This window comes from Candidatus Methanoplasma termitum, assembly GCF_000800805.1.
In the GTDB taxonomy this organism is placed as follows: Archaea; Thermoplasmatota; Thermoplasmata; order Methanomassiliicoccales; family Methanomethylophilaceae; genus Methanoplasma; species Methanoplasma termitum.
Window position 1 is genome coordinate 1 of sequence record NZ_CP010070.1, and the last position, 22,762, is coordinate 22,762.

10 protein-coding genes and 2 tRNA genes are annotated in these 22,762 nt (G+C 49.5%); 8 read left to right on the top strand and 4 right to left on the bottom strand.

The genetic code is table 11. The annotated features are described in order from the left end of the window. Positions 1 to 100: 100 nt before the first annotated feature. Positions 101 to 1,348, top strand: coding sequence for a Cdc6/Cdc18 family protein (locus Mpt1_RS00005; protein ID WP_048111094.1), 1,248 nt, complete (start codon positions 101 to 103; stop codon positions 1,346 to 1,348). Positions 1,349 to 1,758: 410 nt separating this feature from the next. Here Mpt1_RS00005 and Mpt1_RS00010 read toward each other — a convergent pair whose 3' ends face one another. Continuing rightward, entirely contained in the window at positions 1,759 to 2,892 is a 1,134-nt protein-coding gene (locus Mpt1_RS00010) for an IS110 family RNA-guided transposase (RefSeq protein ID WP_048111096.1), read from the bottom strand. Between the two features lie 752 nt (positions 2,893 to 3,644). Here Mpt1_RS00010 and Mpt1_RS00015 point away from each other — a divergent pair. The 6 genes from Mpt1_RS00015 to Mpt1_RS00040 all read left to right on the top strand — a co-directional run bounded on the left by Mpt1_RS00015 (position 3,645) and on the right by Mpt1_RS00040 (position 18,292). Further along, complete coding sequence (locus Mpt1_RS00015) at positions 3,645 to 11,435, top strand: hypothetical protein (protein WP_148305775.1); 7,791 nt, start codon at positions 3,645 to 3,647, stop codon at positions 11,433 to 11,435. Between the two features lie 289 nt (positions 11,436 to 11,724). Beyond that, positions 11,725 to 16,419, top strand: coding sequence for an InlB B-repeat-containing protein (locus Mpt1_RS00020; protein WP_048111100.1), 4,695 nt, complete (start codon positions 11,725 to 11,727; stop codon positions 16,417 to 16,419). Positions 16,420 to 16,561: 142 nt separating this feature from the next. Beyond that, positions 16,562 to 17,287, top strand: a complete 726-nt coding sequence (locus Mpt1_RS00025) for a TraB/GumN family protein (protein ID WP_048111102.1) — start codon at positions 16,562 to 16,564, stop codon at positions 17,285 to 17,287. Further along, complete coding sequence (thyX, locus tag Mpt1_RS00030) at positions 17,284 to 17,946, top strand: FAD-dependent thymidylate synthase (protein ID WP_048111105.1); 663 nt, start codon at positions 17,284 to 17,286, stop codon at positions 17,944 to 17,946. The genes Mpt1_RS00025 and thyX overlap by 4 nt, the downstream gene beginning before the upstream one ends. Before the next feature lie 41 nt (positions 17,947 to 17,987). Then, on the top strand, positions 17,988 to 18,179 hold the full coding sequence (locus Mpt1_RS00035; RefSeq protein ID WP_048111107.1) for a 30S ribosomal protein S17e: 192 nt from the start codon (positions 17,988 to 17,990) through the stop codon (positions 18,177 to 18,179). Between the two features lie 39 nt (positions 18,180 to 18,218). Continuing rightward, a tRNA-Arg gene (locus Mpt1_RS00040) sits at positions 18,219 to 18,292 on the top strand. 4 nt (positions 18,293 to 18,296) lie between these two features. Here Mpt1_RS00040 and rqcH read toward each other — a convergent pair. Then, positions 18,297 to 20,219 (bottom strand): ribosome rescue protein RqcH, encoded by a 1,923-nt coding sequence (gene rqcH / locus Mpt1_RS00045; RefSeq protein WP_048111109.1) that lies wholly within the window; start codon positions 20,217 to 20,219, stop codon positions 18,297 to 18,299. A gap of 118 nt (positions 20,220 to 20,337) precedes the next feature. Here rqcH and Mpt1_RS00050 point away from each other — a divergent pair. Next, a tRNA-Thr gene (locus Mpt1_RS00050) sits at positions 20,338 to 20,412 on the top strand. A 25-nt stretch (positions 20,413 to 20,437) separates the two neighbouring features. Here Mpt1_RS00050 and Mpt1_RS00055 read toward each other — a convergent pair. Both Mpt1_RS00055 and hypE read right to left on the bottom strand, forming a co-directional pair. Beyond that, positions 20,438 to 21,625 (bottom strand): DUF1015 family protein, encoded by a 1,188-nt coding sequence (locus Mpt1_RS00055; RefSeq protein ID WP_048111112.1) that lies wholly within the window; start codon positions 21,623 to 21,625, stop codon positions 20,438 to 20,440. Positions 21,626 to 21,698: 73 nt separating this feature from the next. Beyond that, positions 21,699 to 22,745, bottom strand: coding sequence for a hydrogenase expression/formation protein HypE (gene hypE / locus Mpt1_RS00060; protein WP_202965147.1), 1,047 nt, complete (start codon positions 22,743 to 22,745; stop codon positions 21,699 to 21,701). Between the last annotated feature and the right edge of the window lie 17 nt (positions 22,746 to 22,762).

A 22,762-nucleotide genomic window follows, 5' to 3' on the forward strand; every position in this document is an offset into this window, starting at 1 on the left:
TCTTATAAAACTAATATCATTGTTTTTCTCTATTACAAAAAAAGAAACCATTATAACAGTCTTAAAGCTACATAGTCGGGCTTAGTAACGGAGGAATGAAATGGGGATATTTGATGAGTCGAAACAAAAAAGAAAACAGCTCATTAAAAATAGGAATATCCTCCAAACAACATATATTCCGGATCAACTCCCTCACAGAGAAAATGAGATCAGGAATATTGTTGAAATAATCACTCCTTCTCTCTACAAGAACAAACCATCAAATATACTTGTTACCGGGAAGACAGGAACAGGAAAGACCGCAGTTCTGAATTATATAGGAAAAGAACTAAAAAAAGAAGATCCAAAAGAAGAGAACTGCAGTTTTATTTATGTTAATTGTGAGATCGTAGATAATCCATATGGAATTCTTTTTAACATTTCAAATCAAATAATCATAGATCAGAACAGAATACCTCCCACAGGTTGGAGTCTTGATAGAGTTTATGATACAATGATAAGTTATATCGATAAAGAGAACAAGGTATTCATCATTGTTCTGGATGAGATAGACAGAATACTTCAGAAGAATGGTGACGATATATTCTATTTCTTGACAACGATGAATGAAATCTTAAAACAATCAAAGATATCTATAATCGGAGTAACAAATAATGCAAAATTCACTGAACTCCTATCCACAAAGATTAAAAGCAGATTGGGTGAAGAGAAAGTTATTTTTTCACCTTATAATGCAGAACAGCTTCAGAATATATTAAGGGGAAGAGCAGAACTCGCATTTGATACTGAAATAATAGGTGACGGAGTAATATCGCGTTGTGCGGCAATATCCGCACAGGATTCAGGCGATGCGAGGAAAGCACTGGATCTTCTAAGAGTATCGGCCGAGATCGCAGAAAGAAACGGAGACACGTCGGTAACAGAGGCTCATGTTATAGCGGCGAGGAATAAGATAGAAATCGATGCCGTAATTGAAGTTATAAGAACTATAACCGTTCAATCAAAGATAGTTCTCAGAAGTATAATAGAACTTCATGAAAAAAAAGACATAATCACAACCGGAAATGTTTATTCTATCTATAAGGAAAATTGTGACATTCTCAGCGCTAATCTCTTGAAGGAAAAAAGAGTGGCTGATCTGATATCAGAGTTGGATATGTTGGGAATAATTCATGCAAGGGTGAAATCATTCGGGAGAAATGGAAGAACAAGGGAAATAGAACTCAATATTAACAAAGACATAATTGATTTTGTTAAGAAAGATGAACTTTTTGAACCTCTTCAAAAGCACAAATCAAAAAAGCAGACAACACTGTGGAAAGAACAGGAAGATAATAAAAAGGTCTGATCCATAGTGAATCTGATAACATCATTCATTATTTTCTTTTTCCACTGGAAATGAAGGGGGGAGGGCGTTCATTTATTCCATTAAAAGTTGGTCTGTCACCACTATAGCCACTCGTTTTTGATAAAGGTTGTTACCGCATCCGCTGATCCTACCCATAAAAACAACCTAAGGTCGTCCCCATGTTCCGATGCCGACCGTGGAGGCATCGGTCTGTGATATCCATTAACCCATGCGGTCGGGTCCCCCGCAGTTCCGCATCATCGATTTATTGCCCGGCCCCGAAGGCCATTTCCGCGTTCCCGATATGCCCGACGATACTGTATCGATTTTCTAAGCGACCACGAAGGCCAAAAAGAAGCCGACATCCTTTCCCGTCCGGCTGTGCTTCACCGCATCCCGATCGTTCATGATCATTCTGTCTGCGCTGCCTCCATCTCATCCTCTATCTCGTCGGAATCGGCGAGATATCTTGTCACAGCCATCACTGTCGGGTCTGCGGAATACTTCCTGTCCCGGGTCACCATGGCCCAGATCATACGGGCCATGGAATTCGCACATGCCACCAACGCCTCGTTGTGATGTTTGCCGTTGGCCTTCAGACGTTTGTATTTCTCGGATATGAACGAGTCCGCATGGTTTATGTGAACGAACGTTGCCTGGCACAACAGCCTCCTGAGTTCTGGGTCCCCTCTGCGGCTGATCCCGCAGTTCTTCGGTCTGTCGGCGGATTCGTCAAGTTTGGGAGTTATACCGGCAGATGCGGCGAATGCCCGCCCATCCACGAAACGTGTCATATCATCGGCCATGCACGTGACATACGCCGCAGACAGGATACCGAATCCGGGGACCGACCAAACGATATCGAACATCCTGTTGCCTTCCATCCTGTATCGGATCATCTTCTCCGTCTGAGACTTCCTCGCTTTGATACTCTCGGCCTTCGCCGCATCCAGAATGAGAATGTGGTCCCCCGTTGCCTTCAGCTCCCTGAGGGCAAGAACACAGGTGATGTCGGAGTAATCGCGGGACAGCTTCATTCCTCTTATCAGAAGATGGGATCTGATCTGTTTTTTCAAAGCGGTCAGATCGTTCCTGTCGTTGATATCGAACCTGCACAATTCCCTCTGCACCAGCACCTCCCGCGAAGGCATATGGGCGACGGCGAACTCGATCTCCCCCATCAGCCGCCTGCGCATATACCCCGCCAGTTCAGCAGCGTCGTTATCATCGTTCTTTGTTTTGGACCTGGTTATCCTGTACAGGTCGGCGGCATGGGCCACCGTCACTCTGAACCCGAGATTGGTCAGCATCCAATAGACGTCGTGAGACTTGGTCGAATTCTCTATCAGAATATACGCATCCTGACCGTGAAGACGGTTCGTCAGTCCTACCATTCCCGCAGCGTCCGAAGGGAACCTCCGGAAATCGGCGTTGAATCTTTCCAAAAAATCCAGGTTCTTCTTTCTCGGCTCTTCTTTGCCTGCGTACACTGCAAACGCCGCACATTTTTCCTTATGCACATCTATCCCGATCGCTATTTTCATCTATGCGTTCCTCCTCCAAAACAGAGGACCGCTTCCGTACGCACCGGAAATCGGTTATTTTATAACCTTGCCGCCCATCATACATACGGTCTGTGGTTTTCTGTTGTGGTAAACTAATATCACAGACCAACTTTTAATGAGGGCGGATTTTTGGTTCTGTAATCAAAAGAATTTAGCCGAAGAAACAAGACATGCCAAGGAATATCATATCTCGGAAGACGGATATTGGATCCCTTTAACCGAGCAGTATGCAGGGTTGCTTTTGTGACAATATATATCAATTTAGAAAAATATACAAGTGGTAAAATCTTTTAAAGAGAACGCCATACTGTGTTTACTTTATCAGTTAAAGTGGGGGAGAAACAGTGGCGGGTGTTAAATCAAAGGATATTTTAAAGCCTAAAAGCAAGTTGATAATGACAGCGATAGTTGCGTTGGCGGTATTGGCGATGGTTGCGGCCGTATACAGTCCGACAAGTGATGCAGCTGCGCGTTGGTACTGTGTTGAAAATGGTAGTATGACGCAATCGCCTGCATCAACAACAGAATACAGCAGCGATCAAGCTGCCATGACTATAAATGCAAACGGTTGGCATTATTTTATTCCAAGTAATACCACGGCAACAGCCCCGGTTACAGCAAGAAACATAAATGTAGATTCAATCACAGTCAGTGGTGGGAGTACTGCAAATATTATTCTCTGGAGCAGCTCAGTATGGACATTTACGTTGACAGTTACAAATGGGATAACTGTGGCAAATGGAAGCACATTAAATATTTACGTTCAACCCATCGATAGAACCGCTTCTACCGTTAGAATAGGTGATGCCAAAATTATCACTCCCTCGATACAACTCAACGGTACCGCCAAACTGAAGAACGTAGGTACCATCGAGGTTGGCAATCTTTTCTTCAGCGACAACAACAATGCTGCGATCACCGCCAACGGTACGCTTAATAATTATGGTATAATCACAAACACTTCATCGGGTAATGGCGTAACTCTCACAGGGGACAAAGGTGGCATAGCCACTGTCAACAACTACGGCATATTTGGAACAAATGTTGCTAGTACTTCCATTTCCACTCTCGGTGGTCAGATTTACGCTAGCACCAATGGCATCAATGTGATGGCTTCCGGTGGCAACATTACTAACGACGGAGTAATACAGGGAGGCACCTATGGTATTAATGCCACTCCCAACGTGACAGTTATAAATAACGCAGCCGGAACGATACAAGGCAACACGACAGGTATAAATCTTGCTGCCGGCGGAACGGTAACAAACAGTGGGTTAATCACAGGCGTCAGTGATATTGGAATATATACAAACGGACCCAACACCCAAATAACAAATAACAATTCACCCGGCGGTGGTGTAATATCGGGCGGAACCAAAGGGATCAGTGTGACAGCTGCGGCCGCAGGAACCACGATCACCAACACCGGTAACATTGGCGGCAGTCAAATCGGTATCGACGCCCAGGCCAATGTGACCGTTACCAATACCGATGGTGAGATACACGGCGACAGTACGGCCGGGATCAATCTTGCGGTCGGCGGAACTGTAACGAATACAGGCGTCATTGCGAGTCTCAACGGCAACGGCATATATTCAAACGGAGCCAATACCAATATCACCAACAATGTAGGGTCAACGGTACCTCTGGGAAGCATTCAGGGAGGCAACAGCGGAATATATCTCAACGCAGGGGGAGACGTCAATAATTATGCATTAATAACGGGTGTTAGCCAGGGGGTATATCTGCCGGTTGGAGGAAATGTCAATAACCAAACCAGCGGTTTAATATATGCAGCAGGAGGCACAATGCCGGCATCGGTGGGAGTCAGCTACGGCGTAAATGAGACGATCGTAAACTACGGTACCATCATGGGTGACGAAAACGGCATAAGATTCGCAAGGGGCGGAACAGTGACCAACTACGGCAGCATAACCGGGACAATCGGCTATGGCATATTCTCTCCTATGAGCATTGTGGAGACTATGACGGTCACCAATTATAATACGATAACAGGCAAGTCCATAGGAATATACCTCAGTGCAGGCGGAACGGTAACCAATAAACCCGGTGGCACGATCACCGGAACCGATAACTATGGTATAGTTTCAGACAAGGATGTCTGGGTAATCAACGATGGCACCATCGACGGATCATCCGGCATCATTCTGACAGGAGGCTCCGTAAATAAAATCGATAATACAGGAGATATTATCGCAACCGGTAAGCAGGGCATTTCTGTTATCAACAGCACCACCAACGTCGAGATAACGAACAGCGGTCAGATAAAAGGTGCGTCTGAGGGTATATCTATCAATGGGGACGGAATCATAAACAACAACTCCGGGACAATAATCGGAGGAACCGCTGCTATTTCCACGGCCGCTACCAGCAACAGCATCAATATTCTCAATGACGGCCTGATAGAAGGCAACAACAGCGGCATATATCTTTTAGGTACCCAAAGCACGATAGAGAATCGCGACACCATAAATGGCATCGGCGGCATAGGTATATCGTCCGCCGGCGGCCCGACCGTCCTTCTCAACGACGGCACGATCACAGGCGATGTCACTCTTCTCTCCGGCGTTGTGAACAACGTAACGTTCATTACCGGCAGCGAGATAGACGGCAACTTTGACATAGGTGACGGCAACTCGACGCTCGATTTCCCAGGCGCACCCGACATCAACCTGAAGTATTCCACGGTCACAGGGACGACCAAGATCTATCTCAATACGACTGTGACCTTCGGGAATGGGTGGACATCCCCGCCCGCCATTGGGTTGGATGACAAGATCATTCTCATCAAGGGAACCACCGGAGGCTCGATGGCAACTTATCGTTACGTCAGCTATACTTTCAATGGCGAGGAGTTCACGATACTTGCGGCAAATTCAAAAACGGATCTGATCGCAAAGCTCACATATGTAACAGCGGACTATGTCCTTATCGACGGAAGTCAGGAACAGGCCCCGAATCAGGTGTTTACATTAAGCCAGGCTGATTTTGACAACATGGGTACTTTCATCCTTGACAACACAGGCAGCCCGAACAACGGCTGGTACTATATAACGGAAAATGTCACGCTTAGCAATTCAATAACGATGTCCGGTGATGTCAGCCTGATCGTAAGGGACAGTTGCACAGTGACCGTGACAAGCGGCAACGGTGTCGAAGTTCCAGCCGGAAGCTCCGCCGCGGTATATGCGAACACACGCGCAGGTGTCGATGCAGGAGACATTGGTGTAGTGACATCTACGGCCGCAGGCGCATATGGAGTGAATGCCGCAGGCAACGTGATCAACACGGCGAGCATAAACATCCCAAGCAGCACCAACGGAGCCGTAGTAAGCATGGGCATCAATGCAAGCAGTCAGATCGATATTATCAATGGTGTCACCGGTATAATTCAGGGTAGAGGGGGCATAAACCTTACCGTCGGCGGCATGGTCGATAACTACGGAATAATAAAGGCTGATATGGGAGCAGGTACGGGAGCAGGTATCCAGATCGGAGGCAATGCCACAGTGACGAACGAAGAGGGCGGCAAGATCCTTGGTAGTACGGGCATATACTGCATTAGCGGTAACGTCGAAATTGATAACTCTGGTACGATAGACGGAACAGACGGAATAAGGCTTATCACAACAAGCGTATGTACCATCACCAACAACAAGACCGGGATCATCAAACAGAGTGCAGGCACCGGTACAAGCAATGCCATATGTTACTCTCAATCTGCGACAGGCAATATCTATAACTACGGTCAGATATTGGCCGAAAAAGGCCCGGCGATCTTTATCGATACGTCATATGCCACCACGGCCGTGAACACATTCAACTACGTCAACGCCGACGGGACCAGGGCGCTGATAAAGGGCCCGTATGCCATCCAATACATCAACTCCTCGCGCGGAGATATCTATAACGAGGCCGATGTCCAGTCATCGACAGGCTATGCGATACAGAGCAGCTATTCCGGTTCCAAAATAACGAATGCTCTCGGCGGCAAGCTCACAGGCACCGGCGGTATATCAACGTCGGGTGTATCGGTCATCAACGCCGGCGACATCATCGCTAACGGGACCCCTGGCGGGAATCCGTCGATAGGAATAATCTCTTTGGGCAATGTAAGCATCGAGAACAGCGGCAATATAACCGCAGGACTCTATGGGATAACTCTCAGCGGGGGCACCGTTAAGAACACCTCTGCCGGTAACATCACGGTCTCCGGAGCATATAATTCCAACATGATAGGTATCCGCGGCACCAACGGCGAGACGATAATCAACGACGGCCGGATAGATGTAACGACCACCGGCTCGGTCAATGCCATCGGCATCCGTCTCCAGGCGGGAGGAAACATTACCAACAACAATGTCATATCAGGCGGTAACTATGGAGTATGGTCGGTAGGAACGGTCAAATTATCCAACTATGATTCAATCATCGGTAACGTTACATTAGATAACGTTGCTAACGATGTTGTTTTCGGAGCCGGCAGCTCTATCACAGGCAATTTCACTATGGGTACAGGCGGCGGTACGCTGAAGTTCACAGACCCGAGCGGATCTTTGACCACAAGTGCACTCAAATATTCCACTGTCAGCGGTGTTGCGAACATAGGCAGCGCCCTGGTAAGCTTTGACGGATTACCGTCTGATTACGATCTTAGGACTATAGTCCTTATCGATGCCAACACTGTCGTAAACACCGCTAACGCATACAGATATGGCACATACAGCACGGTATCCCCCGACCCAGTATATGACTTTGTAGTACTTTCGCAGCCGGAACGGCTGATCGCGGTCATAGAAGAAGAAATCCCATATGTTGATGTGGACGGGAACACGCAAACACACACAGCTATCTATATTGACAATATCTTCTTCGAAAGAAGCTCCGGCAACGGCATATTGTATGATACCAATACAGGCGGCACCGACGGCACATGGTATTATGTGCCGGAAGGAACGGAGATAGACCTCACAGGGCTCGCTATCAGGGATCTTGCAGCAAGCAACAGTGTCAGCATAATCATCGGGAACGATGGCGTTCTGTCGTTGGCAGATTTCGTCAACGTGTTCACCGACACATTCTCGATATACTCACAACCGGAAGGGACCGGTGCGATAGGTATTCTGAACAACAACATAAACAGCAGAATCAATCTTCCCAACGGCTGCGAATTTACCAACACAGCATATATCTATCGCCAGCCAATTGGTAGTGCTCAAACTGAAAGTGTGATCGGCAACGGCGTCGTCACCGTCACGAACGGTGTCACCGGCGTGATCAAAGGCGGGCAGGCCATCAGCCTTACGGGAGGAGGCAGCGTTTATAATTATGGTGACATAATAGGCGATCTTTATGATGGCGTTTATGTCGGTTACGGAATCACTAATATAATTAACAGCCAGACCTCCCCCGGAGGCGGCAGCGGCCCCGGAACGATCTCAGGTAAAAACAGCGGTATTAGTATTATCGCCAACGGAAACTCCAGCGTAATAAATGATGGTACGATCGTCGGTCTCGGAACAAGCGGAATAGCATTTATGGGTTATTCCGATTCGATCATCGAGATCACCAATAAGGGAACGATAGAAGGAGAATCCTCCGGCATAAATATGAATACGGGAACAGTCCACAATTCTAACACGATCAGCGGGACCGGCCTCGGCAGTACGGGGATAATATGTAACGGGACACTTACAGCTCTCGGCTCAGAGATCTTTAATGAGACAGGATCATCCGTAATCAGCGGCGTAGGCGCCGGCGTCATCATGTACAACGGCGGAACGGCTGTGAACAATGGCTCAATAATAGGCACAGCGAACGGGCTCTTTGCAACCGCCTATGTTGATCTCTCTAACTATGGCTCAATCAAGGGCAATGTATCACTTGCAAACGTAGCAAACGATGTCACATTCGGCGTAGGCAGCAGTATCGAAGGCAATTTCAATATGGGCACAGCCGGAGGCACGTTGGACTTCGTCGGCCAGCTTGTGGACGGCGTTCTGACATATGCTACGGTCACGGGTGCATCAAACATCCCTCAGTCAACCACCGTATCTTTCGGCAATGACTGGGACAACGGTACCGTGACGGCTCCAACACTAAATGCGAAAGAAGTGATAATCCTCATAGATGGAAGTCCTTCCGGTACAGTGTCCGATTACTCCTCGACATACACTCCTAATGGGTCGCCAATTGATTATCAGATCTTCACAAGAGCATATCCTGCGGGAACGACCATTCTTGATCAGTTGATCGCATACCCAGGAACAATGATCATATTGATCATTGACGGGGAGGGCTCTGTACAGATAACCGGGGGAACAGACTTTGATGAGACATATAACGGGGCTGGAACCTATCAGATACTCGTTCCGTTCGGCATCGATGAGCTGACCTTCACTGCGATTGCAACCGTATCGGGATGGAACTTCGTCAGCTTTGACCAGAACGGCGCTGCGGACACCTTCAGCCCCGTCACATACACCATAGCTCAGGATGACACCGTAACGGCGACATTCGACGAGACCGACGGAACGAACGACGTGCTCAACTACACCCTGACGATAGTCGGAGAGGGAGACGTCATCGTTGGAACGGCGACATTCACAGGCCCCGGAACATGGCTCATGTCGGTGCCGATCGCCACCCCGGACGTCACCTTCGAGGCGGATGCCAACGTCACCGGATGGAACTTCGTCAGCTTTGACCAGAACGGCGCTGCGGACACCTTCAGCCCCGTCACATACACCATAGCCGACGGAGACACCGTAACAGCAACATTCGACGAGACCGACGGAACGAACGACGTGCTCAACTACACCCTGACGATAGTCGGAGAGGGAGACGTCATCGTTGGAACGGCGACATTCACAGGCCCCGGAACATGGCTCATGTCGGTGCCGATCGCCACCCCGGACGTCACCTTCGAGGCGGATGCCAACGTCACCGGATGGAACTTCTTCAGCTTCGACCAGAACGGCGGAACGGCGTCCAGGTACAGTCCGATGACTTACACCGTGGCCCAGGGCGATACGATCACAGCGACCTTCGAGGACACCACCGACACGACCGACGGAATGAACACCATCAACTACACCCTGACCATCGTAGGGAAGGGAGACGTTGACAACGGAACCGACACCTTCACCGGAGACGGTTCCTGGCTGATCTCAATGGACGTGGTCTCACCGGCCACCACCGCGGACATCACATTCACCGCCGACCCCAACGTAGCGGGATGGAACTTCTTCAGCTTCGACCAGAACGGCGGAACGGCGTCCAGGTACAGTCCGATGACTTACACCGTGGTCCAGAATGACACCATAACCGCAACATTCGACGAGAAGGATGGAGTAAATGATGTGAAGAACATCACACTCACCGTCACCGGAAACGGCAGTGTCGCGGTTGATGGATTCCCTGACCCGTTCGTAGGCCCCGGAACATGGTTGCTGTCAGTTCCTGACACTGTAACCAATCTGAAGTTTACAGGAACTCCCACTGTGCCCAATGGCACCGTGACCTTCCTGCAGAACGGAGTAGGCGACAACACCAACCCGAAGACCTTCACCATAGCTGATGGCGACATCATATCTGCGGTGTTCGGATCATCTGGTGGACCGACCGAACCCAAGATATACACTATCACCGCGACCGCCGACTCAGGTTCCACCATTAACCCGAGCGGAAGAATCACTGTGCAGGCGGGTGACAGCAAGACGTTCACTTTCGCCGCGAAAGATGGCTATACAATAGTTGAGGTATGGATAGATGGCGTGTACTCCCTCTCACAGGCAGAGATCGACAGCGGATCATACACCTTCTCTAATGTTATGTCAAACCATACCATTCAGATGAAGAGTGTAGTGGGCTCAAGGACCAGCGACATAACTTTGACGATTAACATCAAGGAAGGAGACGGATATGCAGAATACAGCATAAACGGCGGAAGCTTCACCAGATACACTGGCCCAGTGACCTTACAGGTCGGCGACAATGTTGCGGTGAGGGCGTTCGCAGCGGACGGCTATCAATTTGCTAAGTGGGAGACACCGAGCGTAGAGACAAACTCTTCGCTTTCCTTCAACGATGTCAGAGCATCTATGCACCTCGACCTGTACTTCACGGTCGCCGTGACCGGCGCAGTCGACAACAAAGACGGATCAGCATTGTGGATCATTGGCCTACTGATCCTTGTGATTTTGTTGGCGTTGTTCTTGCTGTTCTTGCTGTGGATAAGGGCCGGTCTGTTCCTATCCATAACCATGGGAGGAGAGGCAGTGAACGGCGCGGCCGTGACCTATGTCGTAGTCAACGACGACGGCAAGACAAAGAATGGGGTCAAGTCTTCGAGCTCCAGAGGAAAGCTCAGGATACCCGCGAAGAAGAACGCTACGGTCACCATAACCATGGCGGCAAAGGATGGACACATCGCTACAGGTCTGCCTCTGATCGTCTCAATGGAGAACAGGAGAGAGCACAGAGAGATGATTCTCAAGTAAGACGCCCGGAAACAACAGCCTAAACTTTTTATAAACTCTCTTTTAATTTACTCTGTATCTCATTTTATGCTTAGAAACAGAATGCTTTCGATCCATCTGGCAGTTAAAGTTCCCATCAAGGGAGCAGTGGATGTGTGCTTTCAAAAAGTTTCAGGTGCTTGCTCTTCTTTTGTTTACAACGATATGTTTTTTTAACTAAATTTTTTGTAAAAATTTTTTTGGTAAAGGTATCTAATATAAATAATACCTATAATATATATCAGAATATACACGGGGGGCATTCGAAATAATGTTAAAGTACATAATCGGAGAGCAGAGCAGAATAGCTTTAATTGTAATGATACTAACTTTGTTGGTTGTGACCATCGTACCGATCGGTCTGATGGAATACGGCAGCACAAGTGAAGGTGTGCCTTCAGGCACACCGATAAGCACGCCACAGGAACTACAAGATATTGTCGTAAACGATCCTACTGCACAATACTATCTTGCAAATGACATATTTTTTGGCACCGAGGATCTGAACGGTGGCATAGACATAGGAATACTTGCGGTATTCGACGGAACAAAGGGCATGACCGTGACGCTCACGCTGCCCGCCGGCATCTCGATCGTAATGGGAAGCGCGGGAGTGAACTCACAAATGGTCGGCTTCAATAACAGTACCGCTACCGCGACGTTTAACGATGTCATGTTGGGAAATTACACTCTTATGATAGGAGGTACGCTGAGCAACGGGGACACGTTCGCACTCGCAAGATTGTCGAACTTCGTCGCAGGCCCGTCCGATCCATCGGATCCCGCATACCCATACCACACAATACTGAACACTACCTTCAACAGCAACGGTAACTTCACTCCGATAGGTACGGCTTCCACGCCTTTCAAGGGAACCCTTGACGGAAACGGTCATGCCATATACGGGATGAACTCCGCAGTGTTCGATATGACCCTTGCGGTCAGTGGTCTCTTCGCATACGCCCAAGGCGCAACGATAATTAATCTTGGAAATGTTCTGGACAGGAACGGAGCGGGCTGGTCATTCGCGGCATCGATGGAAGAGTCGTACTCTGGCGGCATAGTGGGCGTTTCGCTCGGATCGACCATAAGGAACTGCTACAATTCCATCTACGTTTCGGCGGCAGATAACGGTTCCACGGACATGGGTAGCGCCGGAGGAATAATAGGAACTGACAGTACCGGCACTACTGGGACGCCCTCTATTATTGAAGATAATTGGAACGGCGGAAGGGTCGTCGGTCTGACAGCCAACGGAAGGAATGTTGCCGGAGGAGGGATAATAGGATGCAGCCGTTTCTCGTCCATACGCGGATGCAATAACTCCGGTGCGATCTTCGCTGTAGCGAACGTGCCGGGAACCGGTAGCGATGCGATATTTGTCGGAGGCATCGCAGGTTACGTAAATCCATTGATATCTTCATTCCAAATATCTGATTCCTTTAATACCGGTGTTATCACAGGCAAGTCCACATACCGTGACATACGCGTTGGCGGAATAGTGGGATTCTTTGAAACAGACAATGCGGTCATGGCCTCACCGGCGATCGTCAGGTGTTACAACTCCGGCACTCTGGATAATCAATTCTATTATCTTACCGGCAGCAACGGCTCGACCCAAGTGGGCGGCATAGTCGGTGAGATAAATTCAACGAGCCACGGCGGGAGACCCGCACCGCTGATCCAACAGTGTTACAATACCGGGAACATCAAAGCGAATTCGCAATTCAACATCTTCTCAGGCGGCATCGTCGGAGAAGTGGATTATGCATCATGCAGAATATTTGACTGTTATAACACGGGGCTTATGACCTCTACGGGTACCGGTGCGGCTAACATGAGGGCAACGGGAGGAATAGTGGGCTTAGCCTCTGTCTACGCACGGAATGTCATCTTGTCCAACTGCTACAACAACGGCACGCTGGATGCGACCGGGCCGGCTACGACGAAGGGAGGCATGATCGGACTCAACAATGCTCCCGCCGATAACACGGGTACGTCGTTCTTCAACTGTTATTCTCTCGATACGGTCTCTGCTTTGCTGTTTGACGGAGGCGCCAACAACCCGCTCCGCGACCAAGGGACAGCTACGCCGGCAAGGGGCACCAATCAAGCTTCCGGCAGATACACATCAACTCTGATGACCCAACCAACACTAGCAAATGCTCAAGCCAACACCAACTCGATATACTATACCGGAACAATGACGGGTACAGGGTTGGGCGCGATTGGATTAGCTACAATAACGGGATGGAATTTCAACACCACATGGACGATAGACAAGAACATAAACGGCGGATACCCCACACTCAGGGCGTTCGTCCAAATGGTCTCTCTGGATGCTAACACAGAGAGTACAGTTTCAGATATGAACATCTTCATAGGTTCGAATTATTATAGTCAGACGGACCCGCAATACCCACAGTACCAGCTTGTTGGCGGTCGGGTGACATTCTGGGTCGAGCCGACCCTGAATCCCGACATGGGGCAGACGCCGCAGTACCAATGGCAGATAAGCACCGATGGGGGATCCACATGGAACCCCATACTCGGGGCGGTAGGTCAGAGCTTCACTCTGGCACCGGTGATCGGCACCGACAGCGGTACGATGTATCGTGCGGCTGTGACATCGCCAGGACTCAGCGGGTCCGAGATATCTGAACCGAACACACTGTATGTGCTTGCGACAGTAACTGCGAATGGGACAGGACTTACAAGAGATACGGGATTTGAACCCATAGGCGAGACAGACCCAGATCCAGAAGTGTTGGTCTATTGGGACATTCCTTCGTTGCCGATCATCCTCACGACGGCAGCCGGCAATGATGTTCCTACAGACGTTGTAGTGACAATGGGCGGTGCGATCCTCGACCCGACATCTGATTACACATATGATATGGCCGGCGGAGAAGTATCGCTACTCATCCCGACAGACGGCGACATAGTGATAACGGCCGTCTACACAGTGACATCAGACATACTCCATGTGGAACCAGACCCGGAAACAGCTGAATACGATTCCAAGCCGACAATAACCATCAACGAGGACACAGGATACGCCCTGCCGTCCGAGATAATCGTGACAATGGCAGGCTCGGTCGTTGCGGCGTCTGATTACACATATGATGACAGTACCGGAGAGATCGTGTTCGGTGTTCCGGTAACCGGCAACATAGTCATATCGACTGCACCTTGCACTGTGACCTATGACGCCAACGGCGGAGACACATCATCGGTACCTCCGCAAGCCACCGACCTACTCTTCAATGATACATACACCCTGTCCTCGACGGAGCCGACCCACGCCGACGTCTCCGGATCGCCTGTGCTGTTCATGGGATGGACCCTCACACAGATAGCCGGCGTCCTCGCATACGGGGACGCCGACCCAACATCCTCGCTGGTCACCTCGGTAACGATAACCAGCGCCGATGTGACGGTTTACGCTGTATGGGGAATCGACACGAACAACAACGGAATCCCGGATGTTCTCGAAGATGAATATTCGGTGATCTACAACGTCAACGGCGGCAACGCCGACGGACCCGCGACACAGTCCAATCTCCTCCCGGACACATACACCCTGTCCTCGACGGAGCCGACCCACGCCGACGTCTCCGGATCGCCTGTGCTGTTCATGGGATGGACCCTCACACAGATAGCCGGCGTCCTCGCATACGGGGACGCCGACCCAACATCCTCGCTGGTCACCTCGGTAACGATAACCAGCGCCGATGTGACGGTTTACGCTGTATGGGGAATCGACACGAACAACAACGGAATCCCGGATGTTCTCGAGAGTGTTTACACTGTGACCTATAACGCCAACGGTGGGAATGGTTCATCAGTGCCAGCACCGGAAACGGGTCTGCTTTCCGGCGACATATGCACCCTGTCCTCGACGGTGCCCACTCACACCAATGCAGTTGACGGCAGGGCGATAGTCTTTATAGGATGGACCCTGACCAAGGACACCAAGATATACGCCGTAGGAGACACACTTCCCACGACGAGAACGACCGTTACAGTGTCAAGCAACGTTACTGTATACGCCGTATGGAAGTATAATTCCGAACCTGTCATTCCACCGACACCCGAACCCAAGCAATATACCATTACAGCGATGGCCGACTCGGGATCCACCATAACCCCGAACGGAAAGGTCTCTGTGCACCAGGGTGACAGTCAGACATTCACTTTCAAGGCTAAGGAAGGCTGTAAGATAACAGAGGTAGTTATAGACGGCCTCTACAGTTTGACTCAATCTCAGATAGATGCCGGTTCATATGCATTCACCAATGTGATGTCTAACCATACCATAAAGGTGAAGAGCGTTGCAGTCAGCACAGAGCTGGGAGACATAACCCTGACGATAGATATTGTGGAAGGAGAAGGTCACGCCGAATACAGCATAGACAACGGAACCCCCATCGTATATACGACGACGGTGACCCTCTATGCAGGCGAGAATGTCTCTGTGGCCGCTTTCGCAGACGATGGCTACTACTTTGCCGAGTGGGATATTCCAAGCGTGCAGACATCGCCGACACTGTCCTTCGACGACGTCAGAAGCTCCCTGCATCTGGATCTGCACCTTGAACCCAACGACAATGTCGTCGGGGACACCAACAACCACGGATCCATATGGTGGGTCATCGCACTGCTGGCGATCTTGGCAATATTGTTCTTCATCCTGCTTTGGATAAGATCCGGTCTGTTCTTGACGATAACAACGGCAAAGGAGGCGGTCGAGGGTGCGGTCGTGACCTACAGGATAGACAAGGACGATAAGACAGAGAGCGGCGTAAAGTCATCGAACTCGAAGGGCAAGCTCAGAATATCTGCGAAGAAGAACTCCGTGGTCACCATATCCGCGGTGGCCAAGGACGGACACACAGCGGTTGGCTTACCCCTCATTGTGGTTATGGAACACAGGAGAGAGCACAGAGAGATAATCCTCAAGTAACAATGAAAAAGACCTCCTAAACTGCCCGCAAACCTCTTTTAAACCATTTTTCATTTTTTCATTTTTTTATTAAAGAAGATACTTCTGACCGGCCGCTCAAAAGCAAAATAATCTATTAAGAAGAAACACATACTGCGGCCGTATGATAACAATGATCGGAGTAAGACATGTCGTCAGTATATCTGAACAGGTCTCTTTCATTGTGAAACATACTTGGCCGGATGCCGTGCTCGTGGAGTTGGATGAGAGAAGATACGCTTCACTGATGAACGGCAAAAGAGAAGATAAAGTACCGGACAATACCCGTAAACACCGTCGCGGTCTTCTCGGCGATATCTCGGCACATCAGAACAAAGCATCGGAAAAGAACGACGCAGGAGGCGCCGATGAGATGCTCGCCGCGATATATGCGGGAAAAACGGCCGGTGCGGATATAATATGCATCGATAAGGATGCGGAGCAGGTAATGAAAGAGATCGAAGAGAACATGTCCTTTTCTGAAAGGATGAGATTCTCTTTTTCCCTTAAAACAGATGAGCTCTTCGGAAAGAGTAAAAAAAAGATCACACGAAAGCGTTTCATTGTCGACGAAGAGAGCTATGTACAAAACATGCGTAAGAAGTTCCCCACAATAGTTGAGAAACTCGTGGATGAAAGAAACGCATTCATGGCGGAAAAGATCAGGACCTCATCGGAAAAATACAAGAATATGGTTGTTGTGGTGGGAGATGTGCACGTCAAAGGTATATGCGATATTCTGGATGGTATCGAGATCGACACGATCAGGCTGGCAGAGATGATGGATCCGGAAAGCATGGATAATATCAGGTCTCGCATCTGGAACAGAAGAGCGGAGGCATCAGAATGAATGTAAGGCTGCTTGCATATACACAGGGTGCAGATATTATATGCGCCGCGGCGGGCAGGTCGTGTTATTCGGAGAAACCGTCCGCCGACCTTTTAGAAATGAAAGATCCGGAAAAAACACTTGCGAACATAGTGGGTCTGGGTCATCATTCCGTGGTGGAACATGCCGTGTTCACTTTCTCTGTCGACGGCGTGTCCAGAGCACTGACGCATCAATTGGTGAGGCACAGGATAGCATCGTTCTCGCAGCAGAGTCAGAGATATGTTCCTCTGAAAGAACCCACATATGTCATACCTGGAACGATCAAGGCCGACCCCGACTCCCTCGCTCTGTATGAAGAGATGATGGAAAAGATATGGGACGCCTACAGAAGATTGGCAGAGACCATACCTGCGGAAGATGCGAGGTATCTGCTACCGAACGGATGCACCACAAATATCACGATAACAATGAATGCGAGAGAATTGCTTCACTTCTTTACAATGAGGTGTTGCGAGCGCGCTCAATGGGAGATAAGAGAGATGGCAGAGAGGATGCTGGCACTATGCAAAGAGGTGTCACCGGTGATCTTCAAGGACGCCGGGCCGCCATGTGTGAGGGGCCCTTGCCCGGAAGGAAAACTGTCATGCGGTCATCCTCGGAGACCAAATAAAGCTTAAATAGGGAATCTCCTTAATCGGATTCAGTAACGGTGAATAAAATGGGAAGAATAAGGCCCACATACATCAAGAGAGTTGCCATCGAGCTTCTCAACAAATACCCTCAGGCGTTCAACAGGGATTTCGAGAACAACAAAGTGATGGTAAACAACCTCACAGACGTTTACTCCGTAACGATGAGGAACAGGATAGCCGGATACATAACCCGCTACTTGTCCCGTCCGGAAGTCTGAAACCATTTAACTGAAGTCAGTTTTTCCGCAGAATGATACGCCCGCATGGGGTAGCTAGGATATCCTGAGAGATTGCGGATCTTTTGACCCGGATTCGAATTCCGGTGCGGGCACCTATCATTCTTCTTTCCATACGCGCCGAACGATCTCAACATCGCCGGGCGGCAATATTCTGGAGATCTCTTCTTCGGGCACTTTGAAATCCCTTGCTATATCTCCTGCCTTTCTTCCGCTTTTTCCTCTTCCCGGGATCAGTACCATGTATCTTTCCGAATCTTTGAACAGTTCAACAGGCCCGCACATTACTTTTCGTGTGCCCTGATACATTATCTCTCCGATGCCCAACTCTATCTTCAGATGGTGTTCGTAGTTCCTTTTTCCTCTGACTATGAACGCTCCCCTCGGAACGAATTCTCCTGGGTTAGGGGTCTTGCTCACCTGATCCGGATAAGCCCAGAACGCGGCGCCTTCCGTCAGCGCAGCCACCCATGCTTTGGACTGGGTCAATGCAAAGACGCAAGCCTCCCTCAATTCCTCGGGAGTAGCTCCCGTGCCTTCCTTCAATATCACCGACGGGGCGCCGTGCACTTCCGCATGCACGAACACATCCTTCTCTTTCAGATGCTTCTTCACGACATTATCGTTGGAGTGCGCATCCCTTCCGGCGATGACCAGCTTCCCGGAAGAAGTGATGAACCATTTATACCTCTCGAACCAGAACTGTTTGGTAGGCTGAACTTTGCCGGCGGCAAGCGCTTTTGCTTTATCAATCCCTTTCTGTTTCTTATCTAGCTCGGTCATGCTTTCTCTCAAAGCATCCTCCGCTCTCTTTGCCTTCTCATAGATATCCTTGCTTTTTTGATATATATCGGAAGCGTTGGCATCAATGTTCTTTGTGTAGTCCATGGTGACCTTCAGGCCGGCCACGCTAGCCGTGACGATGTTCTTTGATGGATCGATGTTCATCACATAAGGGATCTTCCTCGCCCCTTCCGCAAGCTTCTCCCAGGTAAGTTCCTTTGATTTTTTCCCAAGAACGTTGAGCAGGTCGTTCACTTTCTGATATTCGATGTAAATTGCGTCGGCCCTCTTCTTCAGATCCTCGGATTCCATCTTGTATTCATCCACTGTTTCGGTTTGTTTTTGGATCCTTTTCTTGAGCTTCTCCATCTCCGGGTCTACGTAAGCTTCCTCTTCGGCCACGATCATTTCCTTCAGAAGAGCGTCTATAGCCAGAGACATACTTTGGACCTTTTCCGGCTCAGTGTCTTCATATATCTTCAGGTTAATGGGGGCGACATCCACTATCTCCCCATCCTTTCTGAAAACGGTCGGTTCGCCGTTTTTGATGACCCGATCGACGATCTCTCTCAAGGAAGAATACATCTTTGCGAGGTCATCATCACCGACCTCCGGAGAAGGCTTGCTTTTGTCAATACCAGAACGCTTGCACAACTCTTCCGAGTATTGGCCTCCCAGGTTGACCACTGTCGCCAAGGTCCTTACGGTATCCGATTGCGATGTTCTGAATACGCCCTTGAAATCATCTAAAGAAGAGATAACCGGATCGAACCTGCTTTTCGGCATGATATATTCCTCGCCGGGGCGGGTGGCACGGTCCCTGAACGTTTTATGGGTGAGGCAATTTACGATCTTTCCGTCCTGCACCAGCAGTACGTTACCACCGCCGAACATCTCGAAGATCAATCTGTACTCGCCGTCCGACTTGAATACTTCTGTGACGGTCACACGATCGAAACCCGCCTGGGTCGTCTTTCCGATCCTGGCGTTCGTAATGTATTTTCTGAGGAATGTAGCAAAGGAGGTCGGAGTTTCCGGTGTCTCGGGTCTGGTGGGAGAAAGATACAGCCACTTTTTGTCTCTGAAGAACAACTCTCTTTTCCCGTCCCCCTGTACGTTAAGGCGGAAAAGGACGTTCCCCGCACCCCAGTGGAATATCTTGTCAATGTGAGCACCTTCCAGCGATGCCATCTCCGAAACGATTGAACGGACATCGAAGGAACTCATCTCCTTCTTCATGCGGTGTGTTATGCCGGTTATAAAGATAAAGTTTCAGATGAAAACTCTGAAAACATTACCTCCTCTTGTTCAAACCCAGAAAGTTTTATATCAATGCCGCACTTGACTAACCCTACAGGCCGCTGTGGCTAAGGGGTATAGCGACGCCTTGGTAAGGCGTAGGTCGTGGGTTCGATTCCCATCAGCGGCTCCATACTTTCTCAAAACGGAGTTCTTGATCAGTTCATTCTGTAGAACACGAAGCCCGACCATATCTTGGGGAAGAAGAATGTTGTCTTCTTTGGCATCCTTACTCCTTTCATTGAAAGATCCCAGATGGTCTTTAGGCTGGGGTCGTTAAGAACAACGGCAAGATCGAATTTCTTTTCGTCCATCATCTTCTTGACCTTATGGAACTCCGCCTCGTAATCGACGGTCGATCTTCCTTCGTCGTAGCCGTAGATCTTCTTCAGGATCATCTCCTGCACAACGTACGTATCGAGTTTCCAGATCTCTTTTTCTTCGTTCTCGTATGTTGCCAGAAAACGTTTTCCGTCCTTGAACATGAGCCCCATCATCCAGCCGTTCATCCCGGACACCATCTGATCCTCCGGGACCTCTTTGACCCTCATCGTCTTTTTTATTGCCTTCTCGGCCTCCTGAATGGTCACATTCGAAGAATTGACAAGCCTGTGCGTCGGCCAGACCACCAACCCTTTATCGTCTGCTGCGACCAGCGTCGCAAGGACATAACTCTTCTTTTCATTGCCGGGGTTCTCGAGCGAGTAGTTGAGTGCGGTCTCATACCTGTGGTGGCCGTCCGCGATCAGCATCTTCTGATCCTTCAACTCAGAGGTGATGCGCTTTTGGATGTTGACATCGTCTATTATGTGGAAACGGTGTTCTACGCCCATTTCGTCCATGTATCTGTAGATCAGCCTCGCGGAATCGTATGCCTTCCTGTCCAGTTCCGGGCTCAATCCTTCGAATATCCCGAATATGGATTCTAAATGAGCTTCCATGTCCCGAAGAAGGTTGAGACGGTCCTCCTTTATCTTTGAGAATGTCTCCTCATGAGGTATTACATTGCCATCCTCATAACTCTCGGTCTTGAGGATGCCCATGAACCCTCTCCTTGTTTTCTTTATGCCATGGTCATCGAATATCTGCTCATAGAGATAGAACGACGGGGGGTCCTGCCTCAGGCTTCCGTCGGACGCCATCCTGTCAAGCTCTTTCCTGGAACTCCTGTATCTTCGATCCAGGTCTGGATCGAGAGTAAGATGGGTGACGTTGTTCCTGTTCTCATGAAGGATCCTGAGATATTCCTTACCGATCACGTCATACGGCGGAGAAATGCGGTCCTCGATACTCTCGCCGTTTTTCAGAACCGGCCTGTACCCCGGGAAAGGAAGAAAGGTAACCATTTTTTTGCCTGGACCGACGTTATACTTTGTGCCTTATATCCCTTTCTATCGATATCAGGAGAATCCTGATACATCAGCATATTCTGGGTACGGGGTCACCCGACGGAGGCTCCAATATCCTCTTCCCGCCAACTTCCGTTCTCATTATGACCCTTTCTTTTCCTTCTTTGACGGTGCCTATAATCGCCGCATTCCTGCCTTCCGGAGTTCTTTTTATGGCTTTCAGTACATGATCGGCCATGCTTGGGACGCAGCCGATTATGACCTTCCCCTCATTCCCTATGCTGAGAGGGTCTATACCCAGAAGGTCGCATGCGCTTATCACCCCGGCTCTCAGAGGTATAGAGGCCTGCTCTATTTCTATCTCAACGTGAGACTTCGAGCACCATTCGTTCAGGGTGTTGGCAAGACCTCCTCTGGTAGGATCTTTCATGGTAACGATCCCGCCGGCCTTCAGTCCCTCGGCGATCATCTTGTTCAGCGGGGTGACATCGCTTTGAATCTCGCTCTCGAAACCGTATCCTTCTCTGAAAGAGAGCAGGGCCACGCCGTGGTCTCCGAGCGTACCGGATGCGATTATCACATCTCCCGGAGCAAGATTCGAGTCGGTACACCATCTGTCCTTCACTTTCCTGTACCGGGAGGCGACCTTCAGGTCATCATCCAAAAGCTTGGATCTTTTCCCGATCGCAGATGTGGATATCACCATCTTGTCCAACGCACCGGATTCCATGACCTTTGTATCGCCGGTTACGATGGGAACGCCGCATTCTCTCGATGTACGGCCCATGCTTTCCATTATCTTGTCCACGATCTCAATATCCAGTCCCTCTTCCAGAATGACGGAACAAGCTATTGCTATAGGCGTGGCGCCCATTACGGAGATGTCGTTCACCGTTCCCGCAACGGATATCTTACCTATGTCGCCGCCGGGGAATATCAACGGATTGACCGTGTGCCCGTCGATCGTGAACACGATATCCTCAATAACGGCTGAATCATCCATGGCCTCCAACGGAACATCGGCTCCCGCCTTGGGAAAATGAGATACGATGTGCTTAGCTAGGAACTCCTGCATGATCTCCCCGCCCGCACCGTGGTTCATGATTATCTTGGACATTATGTTGTGAATAGAGG